General features: G+C 73.0%; 25 protein-coding genes and 1 other RNA gene. 11 read left to right on the top strand and 15 right to left on the bottom strand.

What is annotated here, in order from left to right:
- Positions 1–2: 2 nt before the first annotated feature.
- Both rnpB and OG357_RS28075 read right to left on the bottom strand, forming a co-directional pair.
- Positions 3–401: RNase P RNA component class A (gene rnpB, locus OG357_RS28080), an RNA gene on the bottom strand.
- A 30-nt stretch (positions 402–431) separates the two neighbouring features.
- Entirely contained in the window at positions 432–1010 is a 579-nt protein-coding gene (locus OG357_RS28075) for a Uma2 family endonuclease (RefSeq protein ID WP_329623794.1), read from the bottom strand.
- Positions 1011–1145: 135 nt separating this feature from the next.
- Between OG357_RS28075 and OG357_RS28070 the strand changes: the two genes are divergently transcribed.
- Both OG357_RS28070 and OG357_RS28065 read left to right on the top strand, forming a co-directional pair.
- Positions 1146–1904 carry a MerR family transcriptional regulator gene (locus tag OG357_RS28070; RefSeq protein ID WP_329623793.1) on the top strand — a complete coding sequence of 253 codons (759 nt, stop codon included), beginning with the start codon at positions 1146–1148 and terminating at the stop codon, positions 1902–1904.
- On the top strand, positions 1901–2752 hold the full coding sequence (locus OG357_RS28065; RefSeq protein ID WP_329623792.1) for a hypothetical protein: 852 nt from the start codon (positions 1901–1903) through the stop codon (positions 2750–2752). Before OG357_RS28070 ends, OG357_RS28065 begins: the two co-directional genes overlap by 4 nt.
- On the opposite strand, the gene OG357_RS28060 is transcribed toward OG357_RS28065, so the two are convergent.
- Entirely contained in the window at positions 2697–4139 is a 1443-nt protein-coding gene (locus tag OG357_RS28060) for an RNB domain-containing ribonuclease (RefSeq protein WP_329623791.1), read from the bottom strand. The two genes, OG357_RS28065 and OG357_RS28060, sit on opposite strands and share 56 nt — an antisense overlap.
- Before the next feature lie 94 nt (positions 4140–4233).
- Here OG357_RS28060 and yaaA point away from each other — a divergent pair, with 94 nt between their 5' ends.
- Together yaaA and eda are read left to right on the top strand one after the other, a co-directional pair.
- Complete coding sequence (yaaA, locus tag OG357_RS28055) at positions 4234–5001, top strand: peroxide stress protein YaaA (protein ID WP_329623790.1); 768 nt, start codon at positions 4234–4236, stop codon at positions 4999–5001.
- A gap of 65 nt (positions 5002–5066) precedes the next feature.
- The gene (gene eda / locus OG357_RS28050) at positions 5067–5726 is read left to right on the top strand and encodes a bifunctional 4-hydroxy-2-oxoglutarate aldolase/2-dehydro-3-deoxy-phosphogluconate aldolase (protein WP_329623789.1); all 660 of its coding nucleotides are present in this window, start codon (positions 5067–5069) and stop codon (positions 5724–5726) included.
- Here eda and OG357_RS28045 read toward each other — a convergent pair.
- From OG357_RS28045 to OG357_RS28025, 5 genes are all read right to left on the bottom strand, one after another.
- Positions 5707–6540, bottom strand: a complete 834-nt coding sequence (locus tag OG357_RS28045; RefSeq protein WP_329623788.1) for a GNAT family N-acetyltransferase — start codon at positions 6538–6540, stop codon at positions 5707–5709. The two genes, eda and OG357_RS28045, sit on opposite strands and share 20 nt — an antisense overlap.
- Positions 6541–6584: 44 nt before the next feature.
- Positions 6585–7973 carry a bifunctional RNase H/acid phosphatase gene (locus OG357_RS28040; protein WP_329623787.1) on the bottom strand — a complete coding sequence of 463 codons (1389 nt, stop codon included), beginning with the start codon at positions 7971–7973 and terminating at the stop codon, positions 6585–6587.
- Positions 7973–8713, bottom strand: coding sequence for a zinc ribbon domain-containing protein (locus tag OG357_RS28035; RefSeq protein WP_329625722.1), 741 nt, complete (start codon positions 8711–8713; stop codon positions 7973–7975). The genes OG357_RS28040 and OG357_RS28035 overlap by 1 nt, the downstream gene beginning before the upstream one ends.
- Positions 8710–9528, bottom strand: a complete 819-nt coding sequence (locus tag OG357_RS28030) for a Nif3-like dinuclear metal center hexameric protein (protein WP_329623786.1) — start codon at positions 9526–9528, stop codon at positions 8710–8712. The genes OG357_RS28035 and OG357_RS28030 overlap by 4 nt, the downstream gene beginning before the upstream one ends.
- A gap of 152 nt (positions 9529–9680) precedes the next feature.
- Complete coding sequence (locus tag OG357_RS28025) at positions 9681–10718, bottom strand: ABC transporter substrate-binding protein (protein WP_329623785.1); 1038 nt, start codon at positions 10716–10718, stop codon at positions 9681–9683.
- A 226-nt stretch (positions 10719–10944) separates the two neighbouring features.
- Here OG357_RS28025 and OG357_RS28020 point away from each other — a divergent pair, with 226 nt between their 5' ends.
- Positions 10945–12093, top strand: a complete 1149-nt coding sequence (locus tag OG357_RS28020) for a hypothetical protein (protein WP_329623784.1) — start codon at positions 10945–10947, stop codon at positions 12091–12093.
- Between the two features lie 25 nt (positions 12094–12118).
- On the opposite strand, the gene OG357_RS28015 is transcribed toward OG357_RS28020, so the two are convergent.
- A complete protein-coding gene (locus OG357_RS28015; protein WP_329623783.1) occupies positions 12119–13219 on the bottom strand; it encodes a Gfo/Idh/MocA family protein in 1101 nt (366 codons plus the stop codon).
- 81 nt (positions 13220–13300) lie between these two features.
- On the opposite strand from OG357_RS28015, the gene OG357_RS28010 reads away from it, so the two are divergent.
- Complete coding sequence (locus OG357_RS28010; RefSeq protein ID WP_329623782.1) at positions 13301–13705, top strand: winged helix-turn-helix transcriptional regulator; 405 nt, start codon at positions 13301–13303, stop codon at positions 13703–13705.
- A gap of 285 nt (positions 13706–13990) precedes the next feature.
- Here the strand turns inward: OG357_RS28010 and OG357_RS28005 are convergent, their stop codons facing one another.
- The 3 genes from OG357_RS28005 to OG357_RS27995 all read right to left on the bottom strand — a co-directional run bounded on the left by OG357_RS28005 (position 13991) and on the right by OG357_RS27995 (position 16975).
- Complete coding sequence (locus OG357_RS28005) at positions 13991–14935, bottom strand: 3-oxoacyl-ACP reductase (RefSeq protein ID WP_329623781.1); 945 nt, start codon at positions 14933–14935, stop codon at positions 13991–13993.
- A 36-nt stretch (positions 14936–14971) separates the two neighbouring features.
- A complete protein-coding gene (locus tag OG357_RS28000; protein WP_329623780.1) occupies positions 14972–16048 on the bottom strand; it encodes a Zn-dependent alcohol dehydrogenase in 1077 nt (358 codons plus the stop codon).
- A 72-nt stretch (positions 16049–16120) separates the two neighbouring features.
- Positions 16121–16975 carry a MaoC/PaaZ C-terminal domain-containing protein gene (locus tag OG357_RS27995; protein ID WP_329623779.1) on the bottom strand — a complete coding sequence of 285 codons (855 nt, stop codon included), beginning with the start codon at positions 16973–16975 and terminating at the stop codon, positions 16121–16123.
- A gap of 285 nt (positions 16976–17260) precedes the next feature.
- On the opposite strand from OG357_RS27995, the gene OG357_RS27990 reads away from it, so the two are divergent.
- From OG357_RS27990 to OG357_RS27970, 5 genes are read left to right on the top strand one after another with little or no spacing between them, the layout of a single operon-like run.
- Entirely contained in the window at positions 17261–18184 is a 924-nt protein-coding gene (locus OG357_RS27990; protein ID WP_329623778.1) for an ABC transporter ATP-binding protein, read from the top strand.
- On the top strand, positions 18184–18900 hold the full coding sequence (locus OG357_RS27985; RefSeq protein ID WP_329625721.1) for an ABC transporter permease: 717 nt from the start codon (positions 18184–18186) through the stop codon (positions 18898–18900). The genes OG357_RS27990 and OG357_RS27985 overlap by 1 nt, the downstream gene beginning before the upstream one ends.
- Positions 18901–18928: 28 nt before the next feature.
- Positions 18929–20080 carry a sensor histidine kinase gene (locus tag OG357_RS27980; protein ID WP_443066744.1) on the top strand — a complete coding sequence of 384 codons (1152 nt, stop codon included), beginning with the start codon at positions 18929–18931 and terminating at the stop codon, positions 20078–20080.
- 9 nt (positions 20081–20089) lie between these two features.
- Positions 20090–20716, top strand: coding sequence for a hypothetical protein (locus OG357_RS27975; protein WP_329623777.1), 627 nt, complete (start codon positions 20090–20092; stop codon positions 20714–20716).
- 56 nt (positions 20717–20772) lie between these two features.
- On the top strand, positions 20773–21405 hold the full coding sequence (locus OG357_RS27970) for a response regulator transcription factor (RefSeq protein WP_329625719.1): 633 nt from the start codon (positions 20773–20775) through the stop codon (positions 21403–21405).
- 12 nt (positions 21406–21417) lie between these two features.
- Here OG357_RS27970 and OG357_RS27965 read toward each other — a convergent pair whose 3' ends face one another.
- The 3 genes from OG357_RS27965 to OG357_RS27955 all read right to left on the bottom strand — a co-directional run bounded on the left by OG357_RS27965 (position 21418) and on the right by OG357_RS27955 (position 25561).
- Entirely contained in the window at positions 21418–22707 is a 1290-nt protein-coding gene (locus tag OG357_RS27965) for a phospholipase D-like domain-containing protein (protein WP_329623776.1), read from the bottom strand.
- Positions 22708–22732: 25 nt separating this feature from the next.
- On the bottom strand, positions 22733–24220 hold the full coding sequence (locus tag OG357_RS27960) for an MFS transporter (RefSeq protein WP_329623775.1): 1488 nt from the start codon (positions 24218–24220) through the stop codon (positions 22733–22735).
- Between the two features lie 141 nt (positions 24221–24361).
- Entirely contained in the window at positions 24362–25561 is a 1200-nt protein-coding gene (locus OG357_RS27955) for a lipid-transfer protein (protein ID WP_329623774.1), read from the bottom strand.
- Positions 25562–25578 lie beyond the last annotated feature (17 nt).

Genomic DNA, 25578 nt, shown 5'->3' with positions numbered 1-25578 from the left:
GGCAGACGAGTCGGGCTGTACGCCGGGTTCTGTGCCCCGGGACCTCGCGGTCGTCGGGGCGACGGCCATCCATCTAGGACCGGCGTTGCCGCCGGCCTCCTGCGGTCTACCCGCGGACTCGGGCGAGCAGCCCTCGAACATCCGCGCAGGGACACCGGGGTGTCCCCTCTTGACCTTGCTCCGAGTGGGGTTTACCTAGCCGCCTGAGTCACCTCAGGCGCTGGTGGTCTCTTACACCACCGTTTCACCCTTACCGAGGACCGAAATCCCCGGCGGTCTGTTTTCTGTGGCACTGTCCCGCGGGTCACCCCGGGTGGCCGTTAGCCACCACCCTGCTCTGTGGAGCCCGGACGTTCCTCGGGGAGATCCGAGGATCTCCACGCGGCCGCCCGCCCGGCTCGTCTGCCGTGCCGACCATGCTACCCGCCGTTTCAGAGGAAGTCGGCCGTCTCCAGGTCGAAGCCGAAGGGGGCGGGGAGCGGGAGCGACTTGCCGAAGGGCGCGAGGTCGCGCCGGAGGTACTCGCCGTCCTCCGGATCTCTGAAGAGCGTCACCGTGGACGTGTCCCGGTCCACGAGCAGGTAGAGCGGGATGCCGCCACGTGCGTAGCAGCGGCGCTTGATGTCACGGTCGACGTTCGCCCGGCGCGAGGTGACTTCCAGCACCATCGCCACACCGTCGCAGGGCATCCAGGAGTCGGCGCCCCGGTACAGACGCAGCGCCTGAGGCGCGAAGGTCCCGTCCGGGATGACGTGGTCCCTCGGGGCGCCGGGTGCCTCCTTGAGCGTCAGACCCTTGTTGCCGGAGAACTGCATGTCGGTCCGTGATCGCCGGTAGACCTGCCCGACGATCAATCCGATGCAGTCCTCGTGGTCCCCGTCCGGCGGCGGCGTCACGACGATCTCCCCTTCGATCAGCTCCGCCCGGAAGCCCTCCGGCGTGTCCAGCGCCAGGAAGCCCTCCAGCAGGCCGTCGGCCTGCGTGAGTGGTGGGTGCGGCATGGCAGTCATGTCGTGATCGTCGGACATCGAGGTACCCGCCGTCCCTGTGATCGGGGTCGTTCCCCCGATCGTGGCACATGATCGGGGGCAGGCCCCGGAGTGACCGCTTGACCTTGTCGCAGCGTCAGGGTTTCTACTGGGGCCATGCGTATCGGCGAGATCGCCGCGCTCGTCGGGGTCACCCCGCGGGCCGTGCGGCACTACCACCAGTCGGGGCTGCTGCCCGAGCCCGCGCGGCGGGCCAACGGGTACCGGGAGTACGGGATCCGGGACGCCGTGCTGCTCGCCCGGATCCGGCGGCTGACCGAGCTGGGGCTCGGCCTCGACGAGGTGCGCGGGGTGCTCGCGGACGACGAGGGGCGCGGGCTCGTGGAGGTGCTCCGGGAGCTGGAGGAGGACCTCGCCCGGCAGGAGGCGGTCATCCGGGAGCGGCGGGAGCGGCTCGCCGCGCTGCTCGACCGGGCGCGGGACGGGCTGCTGCCCGCCGAGGGGCCCGTGTCGGCGGAGTTCGGCGAGCTGCTTGCCGGGCTCGGCCCGGTGTCCGACTCGCCCATGGCGGCGAAGGACCGCGAGATCCTCGCCCTGCTCGACACCGTCGTGCCGGAGGAGGAGCGGGCCAAGCTGGTCGGTCTGCTGCAGGGGGCCGCCGAGTACGCGCACGAGGTGTACGCGCGCCTCGACGCCCTCGCCGGGGCGGAGCCCGACGACCCCCGGGTGGCCGAGGCCGCCCGGGTGCTCGCCGCCTGTCTGCCGGACGAGGCGGGCCTGGAGCTGCCCGCCGAGGGGGCGGGCGGGCTCGCGGACGTCTTCTTCGGCGACCTCGCCCCCGCGCAGTCCGCCGCCGTCCGCCTCGCGATGCGGCTCGTCCAGGAACGACAGGACCCACAGGAAGGTGCCCGATGACCAGCGACACACGTGAGCGTGCCGGGATCATCCGCATCCTGCGGCTCTTCGCCTACACCGCCCTCCCCGCCGAGGTCGTCCTCGCCGTCTGCCTCGTCGCCGGGGTACGGATACCCGGCGCCGTCCTCGCCGTCACCGAGGTGGTGACCGTGACCCTCCTGACGGTCACCGGACTCGTCTACCTCCGGTTGCGGCGGCGTGGGCTCTCCACCCGGGAGGCCGTGGCGGAGCTCGTGCCCGAGGCCGTGCTCCGGCTCCTCGGGCACGAGCTGCGGCTGATGACGAGCCTGGTGCGGTGGGTCGCGCGGCGGCCGCACGGCGTCGGCGGCGCGGACGGGGTCTTCCCGCACGCCCGTGACCAGGCCGCGCTGATGTACGGCTTCGCGTTCGTCTGCCTCGTCGAGACGGTCGGCATGTCGTACCTGCTCGCCGACTGGCCCGTCGTCCACGCGGTCGTCCTCGTCCTCGACGTCTACACCGTGCTGTTCGTGCTGGGCCTGCACGCGGCCTCCGTGACCCGGCCGCACGTCCTGACCGGTGACGTCCTGCGGCTGCGGCAGGCGGCCCACGTCGACGTACCCGTACCGCTCGGCCTGATCGCCTCCGTCCGCCGCGAGTCGCTGTTCTCGCACGAGAAGACCGAGGGCGAGCTGAACCTCGCCGTCGGGTCCCAGACCTCCGTCACGATCGAGCTGACCGAGCCCGTCGACGCGCCCCGGCTGCTCGGCGCGCCCCGGCCGGTACGGATCGTGCGGGTCCACGCCGACGACCCGAAGGCCCTGGCCGACGCCCTCACGCGGGCGCGAACAGCACCTTCGCCGACCCCGGGTCCGCCGCCGCGAGCCTGACCCGCAGCCACTCCCCCAGCGGCAGGTGGGAGGTGCCGCCCTCGATCCGGGCGACGACCGCCGGGTCCTCCAGGTGGACGGTGCCGACGGCCGGTTCGCGCTCCTTCACGTCGATCACGTACGCGTCGAAGACCTCGCCGACCCGTTCCTTCAGGAGCGCCGCCTCGACGATGTCGACGCTCTCGCGCTCGACGGTGTTGGCGCGGCGCGTGCCCGCCGCCATCTCGTCGGGGAGCGTGGGCAGCGCGGCCCGTACCCACTCGGGCGGTTCGTTCCCCGCGACCGCCGCCAGGCACAGCTCGCCCGCGTACCGGTCGACGAGTCTGCGCAGCGGGGCCGTGCAGTGCGTGTACTCGTCGGCGACGGCGGCGTGCACGGCCGGGGTGGGGATGTGGCCGTCGGTGAAGACGGTGTACCCGGCGCCGCGCAGGAGGGTGGTGCACTCCTGGAGGAAGGCGGCGTGGCGCGGGTTCGTGGGGTCGGCGGAGCGGACGACGTCCGCGTACGAGACGTGGTGCGGCCAGTCGACGCCGAGGGCCCGCGCGGAGCGGCGCAGCCGGGCGACCGCGCCGTCGGGGGCCGTGGGCAGGGTGCGGAGGATGCCGGTGCCGGCGGCGGTCATGAGGTCGGCGGCGGCCATGCCGGTGAGCAGGGAGATCTGGGCGTTCCAGCCGTCGACGGGGAGCGGCGCCCGGTAGGCCAGGGAGTACGTGTGGTCGGTCTCGACGATCTCCTGCTCGGGGACGCTGAGGGAGATCCCGCCGCGCTCGCCTTCGAGGGCCTCGCGGAGCCGTCCGACCTCGCGGAGGAGGACGAGGGGTTCCTCGGCCGTGCCGGCGTTGATCTGCCGCTGCACGCCCGCGTAGTCGAGCTTGGCGCGGCTGCGGACGAGGGCGCGGCGCACGTCGGTGGCGACCCTGCGCCCTTCGGCGTCGAGGTCGATGCGCCAGAGCAGCGCGGGGCGGGGTTCGCCGGGGAGGAGGCTGGCGGCGCCTTCGGAGAGGACGGTGGGGTGGAGGGGGACCTTGCCGTCGGGAAAGTAGAGGGTGAGGACCCGCCGGTGGGCCTCGGCGTCGAGCGCGGAGCCGGGTGCGACGAAGGCGGCGACGTCGGCGATGGCGTAGTGGACGCGGTAGCCGCCGTCGGCCCGCCGGGCCAGGTGCATGGCCTGGTCGAGGTCGGTGGAGGTCGGCGGGTCGATCGTGAGGAACGGCAGGTCGGTGGCGTCGTACGCGGGGAGCCGGGGCGCCTTCGCGGCGGCCTCGGCCTCGGCGAGGACGGCGGGCGGGAAGGCGTCGGGGATCGCGAGCTCGGTACGGAGTGCGCGCAGGGCGGCCCGCAGCGGAGCCTCGGCTGCGCCGGTCACGTGAATGTGGCGGCGTGGCATGCATCGAGCGTAGGGGGAGGGAGGGGGCGCGGCACTTTGTAGGCTGGGTGGCCGGGGCCGCACCCCCACCCCGTCCGTACGAAGGAGAACCACCGTGCTCGTGCTGTTGCCGCCCTCCGAAGGCAAGGCCTCCTCGGGGCGCGGGGCGCCGCTCAAGCCGGAGTCGCTGTCCCTGCCGGGGCTCGCGGAGGCGCGGGCCGCGGTCCTGGACGAGCTGGTCGAGCTGTGCGCGGCCGACGAGGAGAAGGCGCGGGAGGTCCTCGGGCTGAGTGAGGGGCTGCGCGGCGAGGTCGCGAAGAACGTCGAGCTGCGGACGGCGGGCGCGCGCCCGGCGGGCGAGGTCTACACGGGCGTCCTGTACGACGCGCTGGGTCTGGCGACCCTGGACGCGGCGGCCCGGAAGCGCGCGGGGCGGTCCCTGCTCGTCTTCTCGGGGCTGTGGGGCGCGGTGAAGGTGACGGACCGGATTCCGTCGTACCGCTGCTCGATGGGGGTCAAGCTGCCGGGGCTCGGCGCGCTGGGTGCGCACTGGCGGGGCGCGATGGCGTCCGTGCTGCCGGAGGCGGCCGGGGACGGGCTGGTCCTGGACCTGCGCTCGTCGGCGTACGCGTCGGCGTGGAAGCCGAAGGGGGAGCTGTCCGCGCGGACGGCGACGGTGCGGGTGCTGCACGCGCCGACCCGGAAGGTGGTCAGCCACTTCAACAAGGCGACGAAGGGCCGGATCGTGCGGAGCCTCCTGGAGGCGGGCGCGGAGCCGGGTTCGCCGGAGGAGCTGGCCGTGGCGCTGCGGGATCTGAAGTACGTGGTGGAGGAGGGCGGCAAGGCGGGGGCGCTTGACGTCCTGGTGGACGAGATCCACTAAGCCCTTCATTGCACCCTGCGCAACGCCCGTTGCGCGTCACGCTCGCCATGGGCACGATGAGGCCCATGACGAGCGTGTTCGACCTTGCCCCGGCGTCCCCCGTCGTCCCCGTCGTGGTGATCGAGGACGCCGCCGACGCCGTCCCGCTCGCCCGCGCTCTCGTCGCCGGCGGGCTGCCGCTGATCGAGATCACCCTCCGTACCCCCGCCGCGCTCGACGCCCTCCGGGCGATCGCGGCGGAGGTGCCGGAGGCGGTCGTCGGCGCGGGCACGGTCGTCTCGGCGGCGGGGGTCGTGGACGCGGTCGGCGCCGGGGCCCGGTTCCTGGTGAGCCCCGGGTGGACCGAGCGGCTCCTCGGCGCGCTGCGGGAGTCGGGCGTGCCCTTCCTGCCGGGCGTCTCGACGGCCTCGGAGGTCGTGGCGCTGCTCGAACGCGGGGTGGAGGACATGAAGTTCTTCCCGGCGGAGGCGGCGGGCGGCGTCCCGTATCTGAAGTCCCTCGCGGGCCCGCTCCCGCAGGCCCGCTTCTGTCCGACGGGCGGCGTCTCCCTCGCCTCCGCCCCCGCCTACCTGTCCCTTCCGAACGTCGGCTGCGTCGGCGGTACGTGGATGCTGCCGCCCGACGCCCTCGCGGCCCGCGACTGGGCCCGGGTCGAGGCCCTCGCACGCGGGGCGGCGGCGCTCCGGACCCCCGCCGGAACCCCCGTCAGTCTCCTGGAGCGGTGAACGCGACCGTCAGGTGGTCGGTCACCGGGCGGTAGCCGAGCCGCTGGTAGAGGGCGTTGCTGGTGGGGTTGGCGAGGTCCGTGAAGAGGAGGACGTGCGCGGCTCCGCCGTCGAGGGCGGCCCGGCTGACGGCCTCGACGGCACCGGCCGCGTAGCCGCGGCCGCGCTCGGCGGGCGGGGTGTAGACGAGGTGGACGCGGGCCTGGCCCTCGATGGTGCGCGAGACGGACGCCATCGACACGGGACGCCCGTCGGTTGCCTCCCAGAGGAGAAGGCGGCCGTCGGTGATCCGGTCCGTGACGTGCCCGGTGTAGTCCTGGCCCGTGACGTCCTCGCCGACGTCACGGGCGAACTCCCGCGCCCAGGCGGCGGTGAACGGGATGTCGGCCTCGGTGGCGACGCGGGCGCGGCCGGCCGGGGCGGGGTCCGGCGGGGTGAGTTCGCCGAGCCGGAAGAGCCGCATCCGCACGGTGGTCCGCCAGGGGCGGCCCGTGGCCCCGGCGAACGCCTCCGCGAAGGCCTCGACGGCCGCCGTCTCGCCCCGTACGGTCGTCGGCTCCTCGCCCTCGGGGAAGACCTCGGGAAGGACGAGGGCGCGGGCCGCCTCCACGGTCACGGCCCCGAAGGAGGGCTCGCGCGGCGGGGACACCGCGAGCACCCCGGTGACCCGGCCGTCGGGCTCGGCCCACCAGCCGAGCCGTCCCGCCGAGTCCATCATCGTGAGCACGGCGGTGTTACGGGCCGCCTCAGCGGCGAGCAGGCCCCCCGCAGCGGTGCGGAAGGTGTCGACGTCCTCGGTGAAGTACCAGGTCATGAACGGCGATGATGGTACGCCGGGGGCCGGAGGTCCAGCCGTTTTCAGCGCAGGTGCGAGGTGTCGTTGAGGAGCCGTACGGACGCGTTGCCGTCGGCGTAGTAGGCCACCGCCGAGATCGAGGCCGCCGACAGCTCCATCCGGAACAGCGACTCCGGCGGGGCGCCGAGCGCGAGCCGGACCAGGGTCTTGATCGGGGTGACGTGGGTGACGAGGAGGACGGTACGGCCCGCGTGGGCGGCGGTCAGCCGGTCCCGGGCGGCCGCGACGCGGCGGGCGACGGCCGCGAAGCTCTCGCCGCCGCCGGTCGGCGCGGCCTTCGGGGAGGCCAGCCAGGCGTCGAGGTCGTCGGGGTACTTCTCGCGAACCTCGCCGAAGGTCAGGCCCTCCCAGGCCCCGAAGTCGGTCTCGCGCAGCCCCCGGTCGACCTGGACGTCGAGCCCGAGGCGGGCGGCGACGGCGGCGGCGGTCTGGCGGCAGCGGGTGAGGGGCGAGCTGACGATCTCCTGGATCGTGCCGCGCGCGGCGAGCGCCTCGGCGACGGCCTCGGCCTGGCGCAGCCCGGCGGCCGACAGCTCGGGGTCGGTGCCACCGCTCCCCGAGAACCGCTTCTCGGGCGTGAGCGCGGTCTCGCCGTGGCGCAGCAGCACGAACGTCGCCGGCGCGCCCATGTCGGGCCCGGCCCACCCCTGCGGAGCCTTCTCCGCGTGGGTGGTCGTCTCCGTCCGCGCCGCCGAGGCGAGGGAGGCGCGGGCCTGCGCGGCGACGGCCTCGTCGGGTGTGAACAGCCCGTCGTCGAGCTGTTCGGAGGTGGCGGGGGTCCCGACCCCGGAGGCACCGGCCTCGGAGGCACCGGCCCCGGAGGTCCCCGCCCCGGAGGTCCCCGACAGCGCCGCACGCGCGCGGGCCGCGCCCGCCGCCGCGTCGCCGGGCGGGCCCGACGGGGCCAGGACGGCGGCACCCGCCGCGCCCAGCGCGGCCGTCGAGGCGGACGGCCCCCACTGGCGGCCCTGCTTGCCCGCGTCCATCGCCTCGTTGGCGAGCCGGTCCGCGTGCTTGTTCAGCTCGCGCGGGATCCACTCGTAGCGGACCTGGCCGGGCGGGAAGATCCGTCCGGCCGCGGCGGCCAGCGGCTTCATGTCCGGGTGCTTGATCTTCCAGCGGCCGGACATCTGCTCGACGACCAGCTTGGAGTCCATGCGGACGTGGACGGTGGCGTCCGGGAAGAGCGCCCGGGCCGCCGTGAGCCCCGCCACCAGGCCCTTGTACTCGGCGACGTTGTTCGTCGCCACGCCGATGTACTCGGCCGCCTCCGCGAGCGTCTCGCCCGTCACGGGGTCCAGGACGACCGCCCCGTAACCGGCGGGCCCCGGGTTGCCCCGGGAGCCCCCGTCGGCCTCGACGATCACCTCTCGCGAAGACGGAGACGGCATTACAGACCGGACTCCGAGGTGCGGACCAGGATCCGGCGGCAGTTCTCGCACCGGACGACGGCGTCGCGGGCGGCGGCCCGGACGTCGTTCAGCTCGGTGATGTTGAGTTCGATGTGGCAGCCCTCGCACTTGCGCTGGTACAGCCGCGCCGCGCCGACTCCGCCCTGCTGCTCGCGCAGCTTCTCGTACAGCTTGAGCAGGTCGGCCGGGACGGAGCCCGCGACGAGCTCGCGCTCCTTGGTGACGGACGCGGACTCGGCGTCCAGCTCGCCCTGGGCGGCGTCGCGCCGGGCGGTGGCGTCGTCGGTCTTGGCCTGGACGGCGGAGACCCGCTCGGTCAGCTCGGCGACGCGCTCCTGGGCGGACTCGCGGCGCTCCATGACCTCCAGGACGATCTCTTCCAGATCGCCCTGGCGCTTGGCGAGGGAGACGATCTCGCGCTGGAGGTTCTCCAGGTCCCGCGGGGAGGCGGCGCCGGAATCGAGCCGCTGCTGGTCGCGGGCGGCGCGCTGGCGGACCAGGTCGACGTCCTGCTCGGACTTGGTCTGCTCGCGGCCGCAGTCGCTCTCCTCGGTCTGCGCGGCGACGAGCAGGTCGCGCAGCTGCGTGAGGTCCTTGGCCAGCGACTCGATCTCGGCGTGCTCGGGGAGCGACTTGCGCTTGTGGGCGAGCTGCTGGAGTCGGACGTCCAGGGCCTGGACGTCGAGGAGGCGGATCTGGTCGGCGGGCGCGGCGTTCAGTTGGGGGCTCCAGGGGAGGTGTGGTGGGCGGACCAGGGGTCGGTGACCGTCTTCGAGACGTGGACGCGGAGGTCCCAGCCGTGGCGGTCGGAAATCTCGTCGAGCTGGGCGGCGGCCTGCTCGCACCAGGGCCATTCGGTGGCCCAGTGGGCGGCGTCGACCAGGCCCAAGGGGGACTGTTGGGTGGCCTCGGAGACCGGGTGGTGGCGCAGGTCGGCGGTGAGGAAGGCGTCCACGCCCGCGGCCCGTACGGCGTCGAAGAGGCTGTCGCCGGAGCCGCCGCTGACGGCGACGCGGCGGACGGTCATGTCGGGGTCGCCGGCGACCCGGATGCCCTGCGCGGTGGCGGGCAGCCGCTTCGCGGCGCGGGCCGCGAACTCGGCGAGGGTCTCGGGGTGGTCGAGCTCGCAGATCCGGCCGAGGTTGTTCTCGGGCACGAGGGGGCCGGTGACCCGGAGGTCGAGCGCGCCGGCGAGGGCGTCGGAGACGCCGGGCTCGGCGGTGTCGGCGTTGGTGTGCGCGACGTGGAGGGCGACGTCGTGCTTGATGAGGTTGTGCACGACGCGGCCCTTGAAGTGGCCGGCCGCGACCGTCGTCGTACCGCGCAGGTAGAGCGGGTGGTGGGTGACGAGCAGGTCGGCGCCGAGGGCGATCGCCTCGTCGGCGATCTCCTGGACGGGGTCGACGGCGAACAGGACGCGGGTGACCTCGGCGTCGGGGTCGCCGCAGACGGTGCCGACGGCGTCCCACTGCTCGGCCCGCTGGGGCGGCCAGAGGGCGTCGAGCGCGGCGATGACTTCAGACAGACGGGGCACGAAGGAAAGGCTACCTGGCTCCTCTTTGCGCCTAAACCGGCGCCGCTCTCGCGGAAGTGGCGGGGCGCCGTCGTGGTTCCTCAATGCGTGGTCGCGGTGGTGTCGGACGAAAGAGCGCCCGCCGCCGAACCGGCATCAGGCGCTCCCGCGGGCTACTTCTTCACGAGGTCGGTGCGCAGGTCGTCGAGGACGCTGTTCGCCGCGGTCACGCCGAGGCCGAGGTACCAGGTCTCGTCCGGGACGTCCTTGGCCTGGCCGGCCTTGACGGCCGTCAGGTTCTTCCAGAGCGGGTTGCCCTGGGCGGCGTCCTTCTTGGTGGCCTTGGCGTCGCCGTAGACGCCGGTGAAGATCCAGTCGGCGTCGGCGTCGTCGATCTTCTCCGGGCTGATCTCGGCGGCGAGCTCGTCGATCTGCTGGTTCTTCGGCCGGGGCAGACCGGTGTCCTCCAGGATCGTGCCGATGAAGGAGGCCTTCGCGTAGAGGCGGATCTTGCCGGGGAGGTAGCGGACCATCGAGATGGTCGGCTTGTTCGGGCCGATGTCCGTGCCCAGCTGCTTCGCCTTCGTCTCGTACGCGGAGAGCTTCGTCTTCGCCTCGGCCGTCTTGTCGAGCGCGGCGGCGTTGAGGAGGTAGTTCTCCTTCCAGGTGAAGCCCGGGCGGATGGAGAAGACGGTCGGCGCGATCTTCGACAGCTCGTCGTACTTGTCGGCGGCGCGCAGCTGGCTGCCGAGGATGAGGTCGGGCTGGAGGTTGGCGATGGCCTCCAGGTTGAGGTTGTTGATGGTGCCGACGGACTTCGGGGTGCCCGCGTCCTTCCCGAGGTAGCCCGGGATGGCCTCGTCGCCCTCGGAGGGGGCGTAGCCGACGGGCTGGACGCCGAGGGAGACGACGTTGTCGAGCTCGCCGACGTCGAGGACGACGACCCGCTTGGGGGCGGCCTTGAGCTCGGTCGTGCCGAGGGCGTGGGTGAGCGTGCGCGGGAACTGGCCCGGCTTGGCGTCGGTCCCCATGGCGGCGGTCTTGGCGGCGGCGTCGCCGAAGTCCTTGCCGCCGGTGGCGACGTCCTTCTTCTTGGTCGCGTCCTCCTTCGCGGAGGTGTCGGACCCTCCGTCCCCTCCTCCGCAGGCCGCGAGGGAGAGCGCGGCGGCGAGGGCGACGACGGTGGCGGTGCCGCGACGGCGGAAGGACATGAGAAGGCTCCTGATACGGGGATGCAGGGATTCGGGCACGACCGACCGGAGCCACAGACTCCGCTTAGGGTCGCCTTACCTTACTCATCACCGGTCACTCCAGCACAGCCACCCCCTCCCCCTCAGCAGAATCGCCGGACGACCACCCTTATGTGTGAAGTGACCCTGCTCGTGTTGTTCGGCAGGAAGTGCGAAAACTAGCTTCGTGGCCGGAGGTGACGAGTCGATGACAGCGTGTGCCATCGAGACCGCGGCCGAGGACGACGACCGCGACAAGGACCCCACCGGGTCGGCCGGCTTCACGATCACGGCCAACGGCGCGTACGCGGCCAGGCTCGCGGGCGCCGGTGACGCCCTGTACGTGGAGCGGTGGACGCTCGACGGCCCCGAGCCGTACGCCGTCCCGCTCCCCCTCGGCCAGCCGGAGGAACCGCACACCCGGCTGCTGCCCCTCGCGGACGGCCGCGTGCTCGTCGCCCGCCGCGTGGACGGGCGGCGGAACACGTTCTCGCTGCTCTACCCCACAGGACCGGCCACCGGGGAGCTCCAGCTCGGCGCGGTGGAGGCGCCCGGCTCCGAGCGGCTGGTCCTGCTGCCGCCCTCGCCGGACGGCATCTGCGCGTACGCGATGTGCGTCGGCCCCGACACGACGACGCTCTGGCTCGTCGCGGGCGGCGCCTTCGGCCCCGAGCAGGTCGCCGAGGTCAAGGGCCGCTGCTCGGGCGGGGTGTGGCTCGACCGTACGGGCCGCATGCTCGCGCTCGACCGGCGGCTGGACGACGGACCCGTGAAGGCCGTCGCCGTCGACCTGGAGCGGGGCGGCGAGGTGACACCGCTGCTCCAGATCACCGAGGAGAGCGACGACCGGCTGCTCCTCGCCGACCCGGACAGCGGGCTGCTCCTCATCGGCTCCGACGCGCCGACGCCGGGGCGCGAGCGGCTCGGCTGGGGCGTGCTCGGCAGCCTGCTGCCGGTGCGGTTCCCGGAGTGCCTGCGGCTCGACGACGCGACGGTGACGCCGTTCGCGGTGCAGCCCGGGCAGGTCCTGATGCCGGAGAGCTGCTCGGTGGCGCTGCGGATCGACGCGGCGGGCGGCAGCTGGGTGGGGACCTGGGAGCCCTCGTCCCGCCGAATGGTCCAGTCGGCCGCGCCCGTGGGCTGGCTGCCCGGCGCGGGACTGTGGACGGCCGAGGGCGTCCTGCGGCTGCCGTACGCGACGGCCGGGGCGCCGTGCGGCCTCGCGGACCTGGAGACCCCGCCCGAGCCGGAGCCCGTGCCGGCGGTACGGGTGGTGGTGGCCGCCGACGAGCCCCGCGTGTGCCGCCCGGTGCCGTTGCAGCAGGCGCCGCTGGCCGACCGCAAGCCCACGGACTGAGACGGGGCTCCGTACCGACACGCGTTCAGCCGAGCCGCTCCCGCCGGCCCGTCTCGGCGGACCGCTTGATCGCGTCGAGGAGGCGGTGCGTGCGCACCGCCGTGCCGAAGTCGGGGTCGAAGGGTTCGCCGGTACGGATCGCCCGCGCCAGATCCGCATACACCTGGTGCACGTTGCTCACCGGCGACGGCACCCCGCCCGCCGCCGGGCGGTAGCGCTCGGGCAGCGCGAGCGTCTCGACGGGGCCGCCGTTGGCGTCCGCGCGCGTGAGGACGAACTCGGGTCCGACCAGCGAGTCGTCGGTGGAACGCAGGACGAGCCGGCCGGACCGTCCGTGCACCTCGACGCGGAAGCCGTCGCCCCGCGGTCCGCCCGTCATGAAGTGCGCGGAGGCCGCGGCCCCCGACTCCAGCAGGCCCGCCACCACGATCTGGTCCGGCGAGGTCACCTCGATCTCCTCGCCGGTCTCCTGAAGGGTGACCGTGCGGATCCGGGTCGTCAGGGACGCCGACAGCTCGGCGAAGTCACCCACGATCGACCGGTACATGTCGAGGGAGTGGCCGCCGACGACCGCCACGTGGTTGGCGCCCTTGGTCTGGTCGAACAGCGCCGTGTACCGCTGCGACCAGACCTCGGGCGCCGCGAGCGAGTAGGTGAGCGAGGTGGAGAGGACCTCGCCGACCACGCCCTCGGCGAGCAGGTCGCGCAGGTACCGCACCATCGGGTGGTGGCGGGACTGCAGCCCGACCGCGGCCCGGACGCCGGCCGCCTCCGCGCTCGTACGGAACCGCTCGGCGGTCGCCGCGTCGAGCGCCAGCGGCCACTCGCTGTACACGTGCTTGCCGGCCGCGATCGCCGCGTCCACCAGGCCGTCCCGCTGCGGGAGTTGTACGGCGACGGTGACCAGGTCGACCTCGGGGTGCGCCATCAGATCCCGGGCGTCGTCGAAGGCGTGCCGGGCTCCCCACACCTCGGCCGCCGCGCGCGCCGACTCCGTGCTCGTACCGGCGACCGCGGTGATCTCGTAGTCGTCCCGCGAGGCCGTCAGGGCCGGCAGGTGGATGGCGCGCCCCCAGCCACGCTCGGCGTGCGCCCCGACCACTCCTACGCGAATCCTGTCCGCCATGGTGACTCCCCCTGATCGATCCGTTCCGGTGACAGGGATCATGGTCTGGGACCATGGGCCGGAGCGGAAGGAGGCACATTCATGTCTCAGGGGAACACCGATGTGACCATCCAGGTCAGCGCCGTGAAGGAGTGCGAGAATCCCGACGCGGAGACCGCCTGTTCGGTGCTCGACGTCCTCGGCAGGGTCAGCGGGAAGTGGAGCGTCGGCATCCTGCTGGCCACCTCGCAGGGCCCGGTCCGCTTCACCGAACTGGAGCGGCAGCTCAAGGGCATCAGCCGCCGCATGCTGACGCTGACCCTGCGCAATCTGGAGCGCGACGGCCTGCTGACCCGCACCGTCTTCCCGACCGTGCCGCCGAGGGTCGAGTACACGGCGACGCCGATGGCGCGGGAGCTGTACGACTCGCTGGTCGTCCTCGCCGGCTGGGCCGAGCGGCACGTCGAGGCGATCGACCGGGCCCGGGCCACGTACGACGGGACATGACGGACTCCGCGTCATTAAACTCACGGGTTGCACAGCAAGACCGAACGACCGATTCATACGGGGTGAGTTGCACCATGTCGGAAGCAAGCACGGAGGGTAAGGAGCCGAACGGTTCCGGAAGGCATCGCGGTGAGGCGTCGCCTGCGGAGGACTCCACGTCCTCGCCGCACGGGCGCCACCGTCGCGAACCCGTCGCGCAGTGACCGAGTAGTAGTCGAGCGCGGTGAAGGGCCCCGGGTCTCCCCGGGGCCCTTCACCGTTCCCCCACCCGGGCCGACCTCCCGGTCAGCCCTTCTTCAGCCCCAGCACCTCCGCCGCGGCGAACGTCTCGCCCGCCGGGCGGGACGCGTAGTGCGGGGTCAGCACGGAGTCCAGTTCCTCGTACGTGAACGCCTCCTTGGCCGTGTCGAACTTGGCCGACACCCTGGGCCTGTCCACGACCGCCACCATCCCGCCGTGGACGACGAGCAGCTGGCCGTTGACCCCGGCCGCCGCAGGGGAGGCGAGGTAGCCGACGAGCGGCGCCACGTGCTCCGGGGACAGCGGGTCGAGGTCACCCTCGGCCGTCGGTTCGGCGAAGCCCGCGAAGACGTCCTCCGTCATGCGGGTCCTGGCCCGCGGGCAGATCGCGTTGGCCGTGACCCCGTACCGGGCGAGCGCGAGCGCCGACGAGGTCGTCAGGCCCACGATGCCGCCCTTGGCCGCCGCGTAGTTGGGCTGGCCGGCCGAGCCGGCGAGGAAGGCCTCGGAGGAGGTGTTGACGATCCGGCCGTAGACGCCGGTCTCCCCCGCCTTGGAGCGGCCCCGCCAGTGCACCGCCGCGAAGTGGGTGGTGTTGAAGTGGCCCTTGAGGTGGACTCGTACGACGGAGTCCCACTCGTCCTCGCTCATCGAGAAGACCATCCGGTCGCGCAGGATGCCCGCGTTGTTGACCAGGACGTCCAGCTTCCCGAACTCGGCCACCGCCAGGTCGACCAGGCCCCGCGCCGTCTCGAAGTCGGAGACGTCGCCGAGGTGGGCGACCGCCCGGCCGCCCGCCGCGCGGATCTCCGCGGCGACCTCCTCGGCGGGCGCGGCGGAGGCGTCCCCGGAGCCGTCGCGGCCGGCCTGCCCGTAGTCGTTGACGACGACGGCCGCGCCGAGCCGGGCCAGTTCGAGCGCCTCGGCGCGGCCGAGGCCCCGTCCGGCGCCGGTGACGATCGCGCTCAAACCCTCAAGAGGGAGTGACATCTCGCAGAAGTCCTCTCAGGTCTCGGATCTCAGGTCTCAGATCTCGATGCAGGTGCGGAGTGCCGTGCCCGTACGCATCTGCTCCAGCGCCTCGTTGATCCCGGCCAGCGGCACCCGGTGGGTGATGAGCGACTCCAGGTCGACGCGGCCGGCCCGCCAGAGCGCGATGGTCCGCTCGTACGACGTGAGCACGTCCCCGCCGCCGTACATGGAGGGCAGGATCTTCTTCTCGTCGAAGAAGAGCTCGAACATGTTGAACTGGAGGAAGTCGTCGAGGGCGCCCGCGCCGACGACGCAGAGCGTGCCGCCGCGCCGGGTCGTCTCGTAGGCGGTGCGGGCGGTGGCGGACTTGCCGACGACCTCGAAGACGTAGTCGAAGCCCTCCCCGCCGGTGATCCGCTGCTTGGCGTCGGCGAGCGCGTCCGGGGCGACGGCCTCCGTGGCGCCGAAGCGCAGTGCGGCCTCGCGCCGGGACTCGACGGGGTCGACGGCGATGATCTGGGCGGCGCCCTGGAGCTTGGCGCCCTGGATCGTGGAGATGCCGACGCCGCCGCAGCCGATGACGGCGACCGACGAACCGGCCTCCACCTTCGCGGTGTTGATGGCCGCGCCGAGACCCGTGGTGACGCCGCAGCCGATGAGGGCCGCGATGTCGAAGGGCACGTCGTCGGGGATGGGGACGGCGCAGCCCGCGGGGACGACGACCTCCTCGGTGAAGGTGCCGGTGCCGGCGAAGCCGAAGACGTCCCCGCCGGGGCGCTTGAAGTTGGGCGTGCCGGCGTTCATGAAGCCGGCCAGGCAGAGCTGTGTCTGGCCGCGCTTGCAGGCGGGACAGGTGCCGCAGGCGGGCAGCCAGCAGAGCAGGACGCGCTGGCCCGGGGTCAGGTGGGTGACTCCGTCGCCGATGTCGAGGATCTCGCCCGCGCCCTCGTGGCCGGGGATGAAGGGGGCGGGCTGCGGCAGGACGCCGCTCATCGCGGAGACGTCGGAGTGGCAGAGGCCGGTGGCGCGGACGCGGATCCGCACCTTGCCGGGGCCGAAGCCCACCGCCTCGACGTCGTCGAGGACTTCGAGTTTGTCCTGGCCGATCTCGTGCAGTACGGCTGCGCGCATGGTGCGGCTCCCCTCAGGAGTACAGGAGTACAGGAGTACGGGAGTACAGGAGTACGGGAATGGGTCTAGGTGTCAGGAGTGCTCGACGACGGTGTCGGCGAGTACGGGGGCGTCGTCGCGCTCCACCGCGGTGACCGCCACCTGGACGCTGTCCTCGCCGGCCCACATCCGCAGGCGCAGGGTCTCGCCGGGGAAGACGATCCCGGCGAAGCGCGTGCGGTACGAGCGGACCCGGGTGACGTCCCCGTCGAGCAGGGTGTCGACGACGGCCTTGAGGGTCATGCCGTACGAGCAGAGGCCGTGCAGGATCGGCCGGTCGAAGCCCGCGAGCTTGGCGAACTCGGGGTCGGCGTGGAGCGGGTTCCAGTCGCCGGAGAGCCGGTAGAGCAGGGCCTGTTCCTCGCGGATCGGCCGCTCGACGGTGGCGTCGGGCTCCCGCTCCGGGAGCGCGAGGCGCTCGGAGGGGCCGCGGTCGCCGCCCCAGCCGCCTTCGCCGCGGACGAAGATCTGGGCGTCGTTGGTCCAGAGCGGGCCGTCGGCGTCGGAGGCCTCGGAGCGCAGGACGAGGACGGCGGCCTTGCCCTTGTCGTAGACGGCGGCGACGCGGGAGGTGGAGACGGCGCGGCCGCTGACGGGGACGGGCCGGTGGAGCGTGACCGACTGGCCGCCGTGCAGGACGGCGGCGAGGTCGATGTCGATGCCGGGGGCGGAGAGCCCTCCGACGACGCCCATGCCGGCGCCCGCGACGGTGGCGAAGCTGGGGAGGACGTGGAGCCTGGACTCCAGGGTGTAGCGAAGCTCGTCGGGGTCGGTCGCCGGCAGGCCGGCGCCCAGGCCCAGGTGGTAGAGCTGGACGTCCTTGTGGTCCCAGGAGATCTCGGCGCTGCGGGGTTCGGCGGCGACGGCCTTGGCGGGGTCGATCGGCATCGGGCTGCTGCTCCTCGTGGGCGAGGTGGCGGGAAAGACCTCGGCGCGACCGTCCGCACCGTCGGTCGCACCGAGGCCGTGCGGGACCGTCCCGGAACGCGGCCGTTCTAGAACGCGTTCTAGGTCGGTGGATCTCATGTATAGCCGAGGCGGGAGGAGTTGGGAACCCTGTCGGCACCCCCTACCTGACGAGCCGTCAGCAGACGGTCCCGGGACATTTGTCACGGCCAGGTCCGTACGTTCACGCCTGCCGGACGGGGCCGCCGGATTCGTAGCGTCGTCCGTATGACGAACGAACCCGCCGCGGTCGCCTTCGAGGCCGCTTCCAAGGCGTACGGACCGGTCCGCGCCGTCGACGGCCTCGACCTCGCCGTCCCGCCCGGCGAGACCGTGGCCCTGCTCGGCCGGAACGGCGCCGGCAAGTCCACGGCCATCGGCCTGCTCCTCGGCCTCGACGCACCCGACAGCGGCCGCGTCCGGATCCTCGGCGGGGACCCGGCCCGCGCCGTCGCGGCGGGCCGGGTGGGCGCGATGCTCCAGGAGGGCCGGCCGGTCCCCCGGGTCACGGTCCGCGAGCTGATCGCCTTCGTCGCCCGGACGTACCCCTCGCCGATGCCGGTGCCGGAGGCCCTGGCGCTCGCCGGTCTGACCGGCCTGGCCGACCGCCGGGTCGAGCGGCTCTCGGGCGGCCAGGTCCAGAGGGTCCGCTTCGCCGTCGCGCTCGCCGGGAACCCGGAGCTGATCGTCCTGGACGAGCCGACGAACGCCCTCGACGTCGAGGCGCGCCAGGAGTTCTGGGACGCCATGCGCGGCTACGCGCGCCGGGGCAACACCGTCCTGTTCTCCACCCACTACCTGGAGGAGGCCGACGCGCACGCCGACCGGATCGTCGTCCTCGACTCCGGCCGGCTCCTCGCCGACGGCACGGGCGAGGAGCTCAAGCGGGCGGCCGGCGGCAGCCTCGTCGCCTTCGACCTGGCGGGCGGCCCGACGGAGTGGCTCGGGACGCTGCCCGGCGTCGCCTCCGTCGAGATCCGCGGCGACCGCGCCCGGCTGCGTACCGCCGACTCCGACGCCACGGTCCGCGCCCTCGCCGCCCGGGACGCGATCCGGGCCCTGGAGGTCGCCCCGGTCTCCCTGAACGACGCGTTCCTCGCCCTCACCCACAAGCCCGACCAGCGCCACGAGTCCTGGGAGTTCACGTCGTGATCACCGCATACGTCCGCCTGGAAGTGCGCCGCACCCTGCGCGACGCCGGTTTCACGATCTCGACGATCGGCGTCCCGGTGATGATGTACCTCCTCTTCACCAACCTCGGTACGGACGACGGATCGTTCCGGACGGCCGCGATGGTCGGCATGGCGGCGTACGGGGCGCTCGGCGCCGCGCTGTCCCTGGGCACCGGGGTCGCCGAGGACAAGTCCACGGGCTGGCTGCGGCAGCTGCGCGTCACGCCGATGACCCCGCGCCAGGTGGTGACGGGCCGCGCGCTGACCGGCTCGGTGGTCGTCCTCCCGGCGATCGCGGGCGTCCTCCTCGCGGGCGGCCTGGCCAACGGCGTGCGACTGGAGGCCTGGCAGTGGCCGGCGCTCTCCCTCGTACTCTGGCTGGGCTCCCTCCCCTTCACCCTCCTCGGCATCGGCAACGGCTACCGCCTCTCCGCCCAGACGACGGGCGTCGTCAACGTGGCCTGCAACCTCGGCCTCGCGGTGGTCGGCGGCCTCTGGTTCCCGACCGTCCTCTTCCCGTCCTGGCTCCGCGCGATCTCCGCGTACACCCCGACGAACCGCTTCGCGGAGCTGGGCGTGGCGCTGACGGAGGGCAGGGCGCCGGGCGCGGCGGCCCTGGCCGTCCTGGCGGTGTGGACGGCACTCTTCGGCATGTACGCGGCGGTCTCGTACCGTCGTTCGGCAAGGACGGCGTGAAGGAGCGTACGGGGATGGGGCAGCGGACATGAGGACCTGGCGACGGTGGAAAAGGGTGGCACGAGCCCACTCGGACCGGGGCCCGACCGGACTGAGCCTCCTCCCCTGGCTCCTGATGGGGATGGGCGCGCTCTCCCACCTCCTCGGGGGCGAGGCCCCGAACCCCTGGATCGGCGGCCTCGGCCTGGTCACCTTCAACACCCTCTACATCGCGATCATCTTCCGCGCGTTCGTCCCGGAGCTCCGCGAGTCCCCGCTGACCTGGACCCTCCTCGCCGCGCTGGGGGCGCTCACCTTCGCCCTGGCCATCGGCTACGGAAGGGAGTGGCTGCTCTTCTTCCCGCTGCTCGGCCTGGCGGTGGGAGCGGTGGTACGCCGGGGCAGAAAGCTGACCCTGATCACCGTCCCCCTGGTCGTGGGGGCCGGGGCAGTGACGTTCTGGCGGGACGACTGGGACTCGGTCAGCGTGGTGTACGGGACGTTCATCTCGGTCATGGTGACGGCGGCGATCCTCGCCCTGGACGACACGGTCCGGACGCTGCGGGCGACCCGGGAGGAACTGGCCCGGGCGGCGGTGGAGAAGGAGCGGCTCCGCTTCTCGCGCGACCTGCACGACCTCCTCGGCCACACCCTCTCGGTGGTCGTGGTGAAGTCGGAGGCGGTACGCCGTCTGGCGCCGCACGACCTCGACGCCGCGCTGTCCCAGCTCGCGGACATCGAGTCGGTGGGCCGCCAGGCGCTCACCGAGATCAGGGAGGCGGTCACGGGCTACCGCGAGGGCAGCCTCGCCACGGAGCTGGACCGGGCGCGCGACGCGCTCTCCTCCGCCGGCATCGATCCGGTCGTACGCCGCTCGGGCCCGCTCCTGGAGCCGCAGACGGAGGCCCTCCTGGGCTGGGTCGTCCGGGAGTCCGCGACGAACGCGGTACGGCACAGCGGCGCGACCCGCTGCGTGATAGCCCTCGACGGCACGGCCGACCGGGTCCGCCTCACGGTCACGGACGACGGCCGCGGCCCGGCCGAAGGCCCCCCGGGAACCGGCCTCCGAGGCCTGCGCGAACGCGTCGCGACGGCAGGCGGCACCCTCGACTCGGGCCCGGCGCCCCGGGGCGGCTTCCGGGTCACGGTGGAACTCCCCACCGAACTCCCCACTCAACTCACCACTGTCGAACACCAGTAGCCTTCGATCATGGCACTGCGACCTGACGAGTTCTACGACCACGCCACGACCGCCGCGGACGGCGAACGACGGCTCCCGCTCTCCCGTATGACGGGGTGGGACATCAGTCCGTTCGAGCCGGACGGCCTGCGCGTCGCGCCGCTGCGCCCGCCGGTGCTGCCCGAGCCTCCTCGGCACGGCGAGGACCCCTCGGACTGCGACTCGTGCCGCGGCCGCGACGAAGGCATCTGGTTCAACGAGCGCTGGCGGCTCACCCGGATCGCGAAGGTCGGCGTGCCGCTGGTGCTGATGCTGCATCCGCTCGACCACCACGACCTGGCGGACCTGCCCGACGAACTGGCGGCCGAACTGGGCGTGCTCAGCACGCACATCGCCCGCCATGTGCAGGCACTGCCGCACATCTCCCGGGCCCACGTCTACCGCATCGGCGACGGCGGCGCCCATCTGCACATCTGGTTCTTCGCCCGTCCCGAGGGCCAGTCCCAGCTGTTCGGGTCGTGGATGGTCATCTGGGACGACCTGCTGCCGGAGTACCCGGAGGACGTGTCCGAGGCGGACGCGGCGATCGTGGCGGACGCGCTGGTCGCCTCCTACGGAGGCCGCCGCCCGGCCGCCGGCGAACCGCAGCACGCCTGACCCGCCGGAGCAGGCGGCAACGGGTCGGCAGACCTACGCTGTTCCCTGTGACCGAGATGCCTCAGGACCACCGCCCGGCAAAGTCTGTAAGAGTCCTCCTCGCCGAGGACCAGGGCATGATGCGCGGGGCGCTGGCCCTGTTGCTCGGGATGGAGCACGACATCGAGGTCGTGGCCCAGGTCGGGCGGGGGGACGAGATCGTGGACGCGGCGCTGCTCGCGCGGCCCGACGTGGCCCTGCTCGACATCGAGCTGCCGGGGCGCAGCGGGCTCGACGCCGCCGCCGCTCTCCGGGACGAGGTCCCGGACTGCCGGGTCCTGATCCTGACGACCTTCGGCCGGCCGGGCTATCTGCGCCGGGCGATGGAGGCCGGTGCGGTGGGGTTCCTGGTGAAGGACGGGCCCGTGGAGGAGCTGGCCGAGGCGGTGCGGAAGGCGCTCCGCGGCGAGACGGTCATCGATCCGGCGCTCGCGGCCGCCGCGCTCGGCGCCGGTCCGAACCCGCTGACCGGCCGGGAGCGGGAGGCCCTGGCCGCCTCGGTGGACGGGGCGACGATCGCGGACATCGCGGCCCGGCTCCATCTGTCCGAGTCCACCGTCCGCAACTACCTGTCCTCGGCGATCGGCAAGACGTCCACCCGCAACCGCATGGAGGCGGTGCGGGCGGCACGTCAGCAGGGGTGGCTGTAGTCCCGGACGTCCCTACAGGCCCTCGGACCGGGCCGCCGCCCGCTGGGCCTCGAAGTTCCCCACGTACGCGTCGAAGACCGCCGCGTCCTCGTACTTGAGCAGCGTCTCGTCGTTGTACCGGAGCGCCGTCGTCGTGTAGGTGTGGCTGCCGGTGAAGACGATCTTCTTGTTCGCGCCGCCGTAGTACGTGCCCTCGATCAGCAGGTACTTGGTGTGGGAGTCGGAGCCGCCACGCTTGTCGTTGTCGAGCTGGTGCAGGGTGATGCGGCCCTTGCCGGTCACCGGCCTGGTGAGCCAGTTGGCCACCTGCCCCATGGGCTTGTCGTCGGTGGTCCAGTTGTCGAGCGAGCGGTAGACGATCTCGATGTGGCAGCCCGCGTTGGCGAGTTCCCACAGCTTCTTCGCCACGTCGGTGCGGGTGATGTGGCCCTGGGCGATGCGGATCTTCGTACGGCCGTCGGTCGTGCCGACCCCCGGGGAGTTGCCGCCGCAGGAGTCCGCGGTGCCGACCGGCGCCACCGTGGCGAGGATGTTGACGACGGGATCGATGGTCGCCCGCGGGAAGAAGTAGACCTTCGCCTTGCCCGCCTGGGCGTCGTGGGCGTAGTCGGCGACCTGCGGCGTCTGCCCGACGGCGGCGGCGGCCTGGTCGTCGAAGTACCGGGCGTACGCGTCGAACAGTGCCGTGTTGCCGGCGACCGTCAGCGCGTCGTTCCACCAGTCGTCGAGGTCCTGCGCGGTGAGGTTCCCGGAGGACTGCACCAGTACGTCGTCGGCGTACGTGTCGCCCTTGCCCTTGGTACGGGAGAACAGGAAGAACTTGTTGTGGTTGACGTTGTCGTACGTGCCGTTCGGGTCCGCCTCCGTGGTGCCCGGGTCCAGGGCCAGGCAGGCTTCCTCCGCCTTGCAGCCGCGGACCCACGAGTCGGGGCTGCCCGTCGGGTCCGCCAGCCGGGTCTTCAGGGTGTCGAGCCCCGCCGACCTGCTGTCGTCGTCGACGACGACCTGGACGGCGACGCCCCTCTTGTGGGCGTCGCCCAGCTTGTTGGCCAGGTACCCCGACTGGAACAGGTAGAGGGAGATCCGGATGGACGACCCGGCCTCCGCGCCGTCGACGAGGTCGCCCAGGTGGTAGAGGATCCGTCCCCGGGCGGCGGCGTCGGTGCTGTTCGGCTCGTTGAACAGGGCGCCGGTCGTCACCGCCAGGACCGGCTCCGCCGACGCCGACGGCGCGACCGTCAGGGCGGCGCCGACGGCGAGCGCGGTCACGGCCGTTCTGAACTTGCTCTTGATCGATATCATCCGGGCATTGTCGCCCCGGGCCTGGTCAGCCGGTACGGCGGACCGGCTTCGGGAGCCACAGGAGCATGAGGACCGACGCCGCCACGAGGACCCCTGCCGAGACCCGGAAGGCCATGGCGTAGCCGGGGACCAGGTACGCCTGGGACGCCAGGAAGGCCGGGTCCGGGCCGTTCTCGAAGGCGACGTAGCCGCTCGCGGGCGATCCCGCCGCCGCGACGGCGACCGTGGAGAGGATGGACAGGCCGAGGGCACCGCCCATCGTGCGGGAGGTGTTGACGAGGCCGGAGACGAGGCCCGCGTCGCCCGGTTCCGCGTGGGAGGTGGCGAGCGTGGCCAGGGGGGTGGTGGCCAGGCCGATGCCCGCCATCATCACGACGCCGGGGCCCAGGATCGTCCCGAGGAAGGTGCCGTCGGCGGTCAGCGTCGACTGCCAGGCGAAGCCCGCCGCACCGATGAGGGCGCCGGTCACGGCGACGTTCCGGGCGCCGAGGACCGGCATGAGGCGCGGGGCGAGCTTGGAGCCCAGGATGACGCTGAGGGAGCTGGGGACGAGGGCGAGGCCGGCCTGGATCGGGGTGTAGCCGAGGACGTTCTGCGCGTACACCGTCATGAAGAACCACATGCCGAAGGAGCTCGAACCGCACAGCAGGATCGCCGCGTTGGCTGCCGAAACGGCCCGGTTGCGGAAGATCTTCAGCGGCATCAGCGGGGCCGCCGTGCGTGCCTCGACGGCGACGAAGACGGCGAGGAGGGCGAGGCCGCCGAGGAGCGTCAGGAGGGTGGCCGGGTCGGTCCAGCCCGCCTCCTCGGTCTGGACGATGCCGTACGCGAGGGTGGCGAGCCCGCCGGTGACGAGGACGGCGCCCGGCAGGTCGAGGCGGCGGCCGGTGCCGGTGGCGCCCTCGCGGAGCCAGAGCAGCGCGGCGGCGAGGACGAGGACGCCTATGGGGACGTTGATGAGGAGGACCCAGCGCCAGGAGAGCAGGTCGACGAGGACGCCGCCGACGAAGCCGCCCGCCGCGCCACCGGCCGCGCCGACCGCCGTCCAGGTGCCGATGGCCCGGGTGCGGGCGGGTCCGGCCGCGACGGCGCCGGTCACGAGGGTCAGCGTGGCGGGCGAGACGAGGGCGGCCCCGAGGCCCTGCACGGCGCGGGCGCCGATCAGGTACTGGCCCTCCGGGGCGAGGCCGCCGACGACGGACGCGGCGGTGAAGAGCCCGAGCCCGAGCAGGAACATCGCCTTCCGCCCGTAGAGGTCGGCGGCCCGTCCGCCGAGCAGCATGAAGCCGGCGAAGGCGATCGAGTACGCGCTGAGCACCCATTGCAGCCCGAACGCGGAGAGCCCGAGGTCGGTCCGCATGGACGGCAGCGCGACGTTCACGACGGAGACGTCGAGGACGACGAGGAACTGACCGGCACAGGCGGTCAGGACGACCAGCCACGGGCGGGGCGTGCGTATCGAGGGGGTGAGGGATGCGCTCGTGGCGGAGTCGGTCTGCGGCATGAATGTCATGGTCGCAGACCGACTCAGCCCCGTACATGGGCATTCCGCCCTACGACCTCCACGGCCCCGTGCCGCGCTACGCCCTACGACCTCCACGGCCCCGTGACGCGCTACGCCTGACGACCTCCACGGGCGGGCGCCCCCGAGGCCCTACGCCTTCCGCAGCAGCGTCACCACCGCCGCACCGCCCAGGCCGATGTTGTGCGCGAGCCCGACCCGCGCCCCCGTGACCTGGCGCGGCCCCGCCTCGCCCCGCAGCTGCCACACCAGCTCCGTCGCCTGCGCGAGGCCGGTCGCGCCCAGCGGGTGGCCCTTGGAGATGAGCCCGCCGGAGGGGTTCACGACCCACCGTCCGCCGTACGTGGTGGCGCCGGACTCGACGAGCTTGCCGGAGGCGCCCTCCTCGCACATGCCGAGCGCCTCGTACGTGAGCAGTTCGTTGATCGAGAAGCAGTCGTGGAGCTCGATGACGTCGACGTCCTCGATGCCGAGCCCCGAGCGCTCGTACACCTGGCGCGCGGCGGCCCGGGACATCGGGCGGCCGACGGCGTCGATGCAGGAGCCGGAGGCGAAGGACTCCCCGGTGTCGGTGGTCATCGCCTGGGCGGCGATCTCCACGGCCCTCCCCCGCAGCCCGTGTTCCTCGACGAACCGCTCGGAGACGACGACGGCCGCCGCCGCGCCGTCGGAGGTGGGCGAGCACTGGAGCTTGGTGAGCGGCCGGTGGACGGTCCTGGCGGCGAGGATCTCGTCGACCGTGTAGACGTCCTGGAACTGGGCGTTCGGGTTGTTCGCCGAGTGCTGGTGGTTCTTGGCGCCGACGGCCGCGAGCTGCACCTCGGTCGTCCCGTACCGCTCCATGTGCTCCCGGGCGGCGTTGCCGAAGATCTGCGCGGTGGGCGGGGACATCTCGAAGCCGTGGGCGGCCGCCATGATGCCGTAGTGCCGGGCGACGGGCGAGGTCTTGAAGTCGTCCGCGCCCGCCGAGCCTCCGCCGCCGAGCGAGCCGCGGGCCATCTTCTCGAAGCCGAGGGCGAGGACGCAGTCGGCGATGCCGCCCTCGACGAACTGCCGGGCGGTCATGAGGGCGGTGGAGCCGGTCGCGCAGTTGTTGTTGAGGTTGTAGACGGGGATGCCGGTGAGCCCCAGTTCGTACACGGCCCGCTGCCCGGCGGTGGAGGCCTGGAAGCAGTAGCCGACGGCCGCCTGCTCCACGCTCGCGTACGGGACGCCCGCGTCGGCGAGGGCGGCCGTGCCCGCCTCCTTCGCCATGTCCCAGTACTGCCAGTCCCGGGTCTCCGGCTTCTCGAACTTCGTCATCCCGACACCGACGACGTACGCCTTGCCCATCAGCTGTTCCCCCTCAG

The sequence above is a fragment of the Streptomyces sp. NBC_01255 genome (assembly GCF_036226445.1).
Taxonomy (GTDB): Bacteria; Actinomycetota; Actinomycetes; order Streptomycetales; family Streptomycetaceae; genus Streptomyces.
This window is presented reverse-complemented; position numbering and strand designations above follow the sequence as displayed.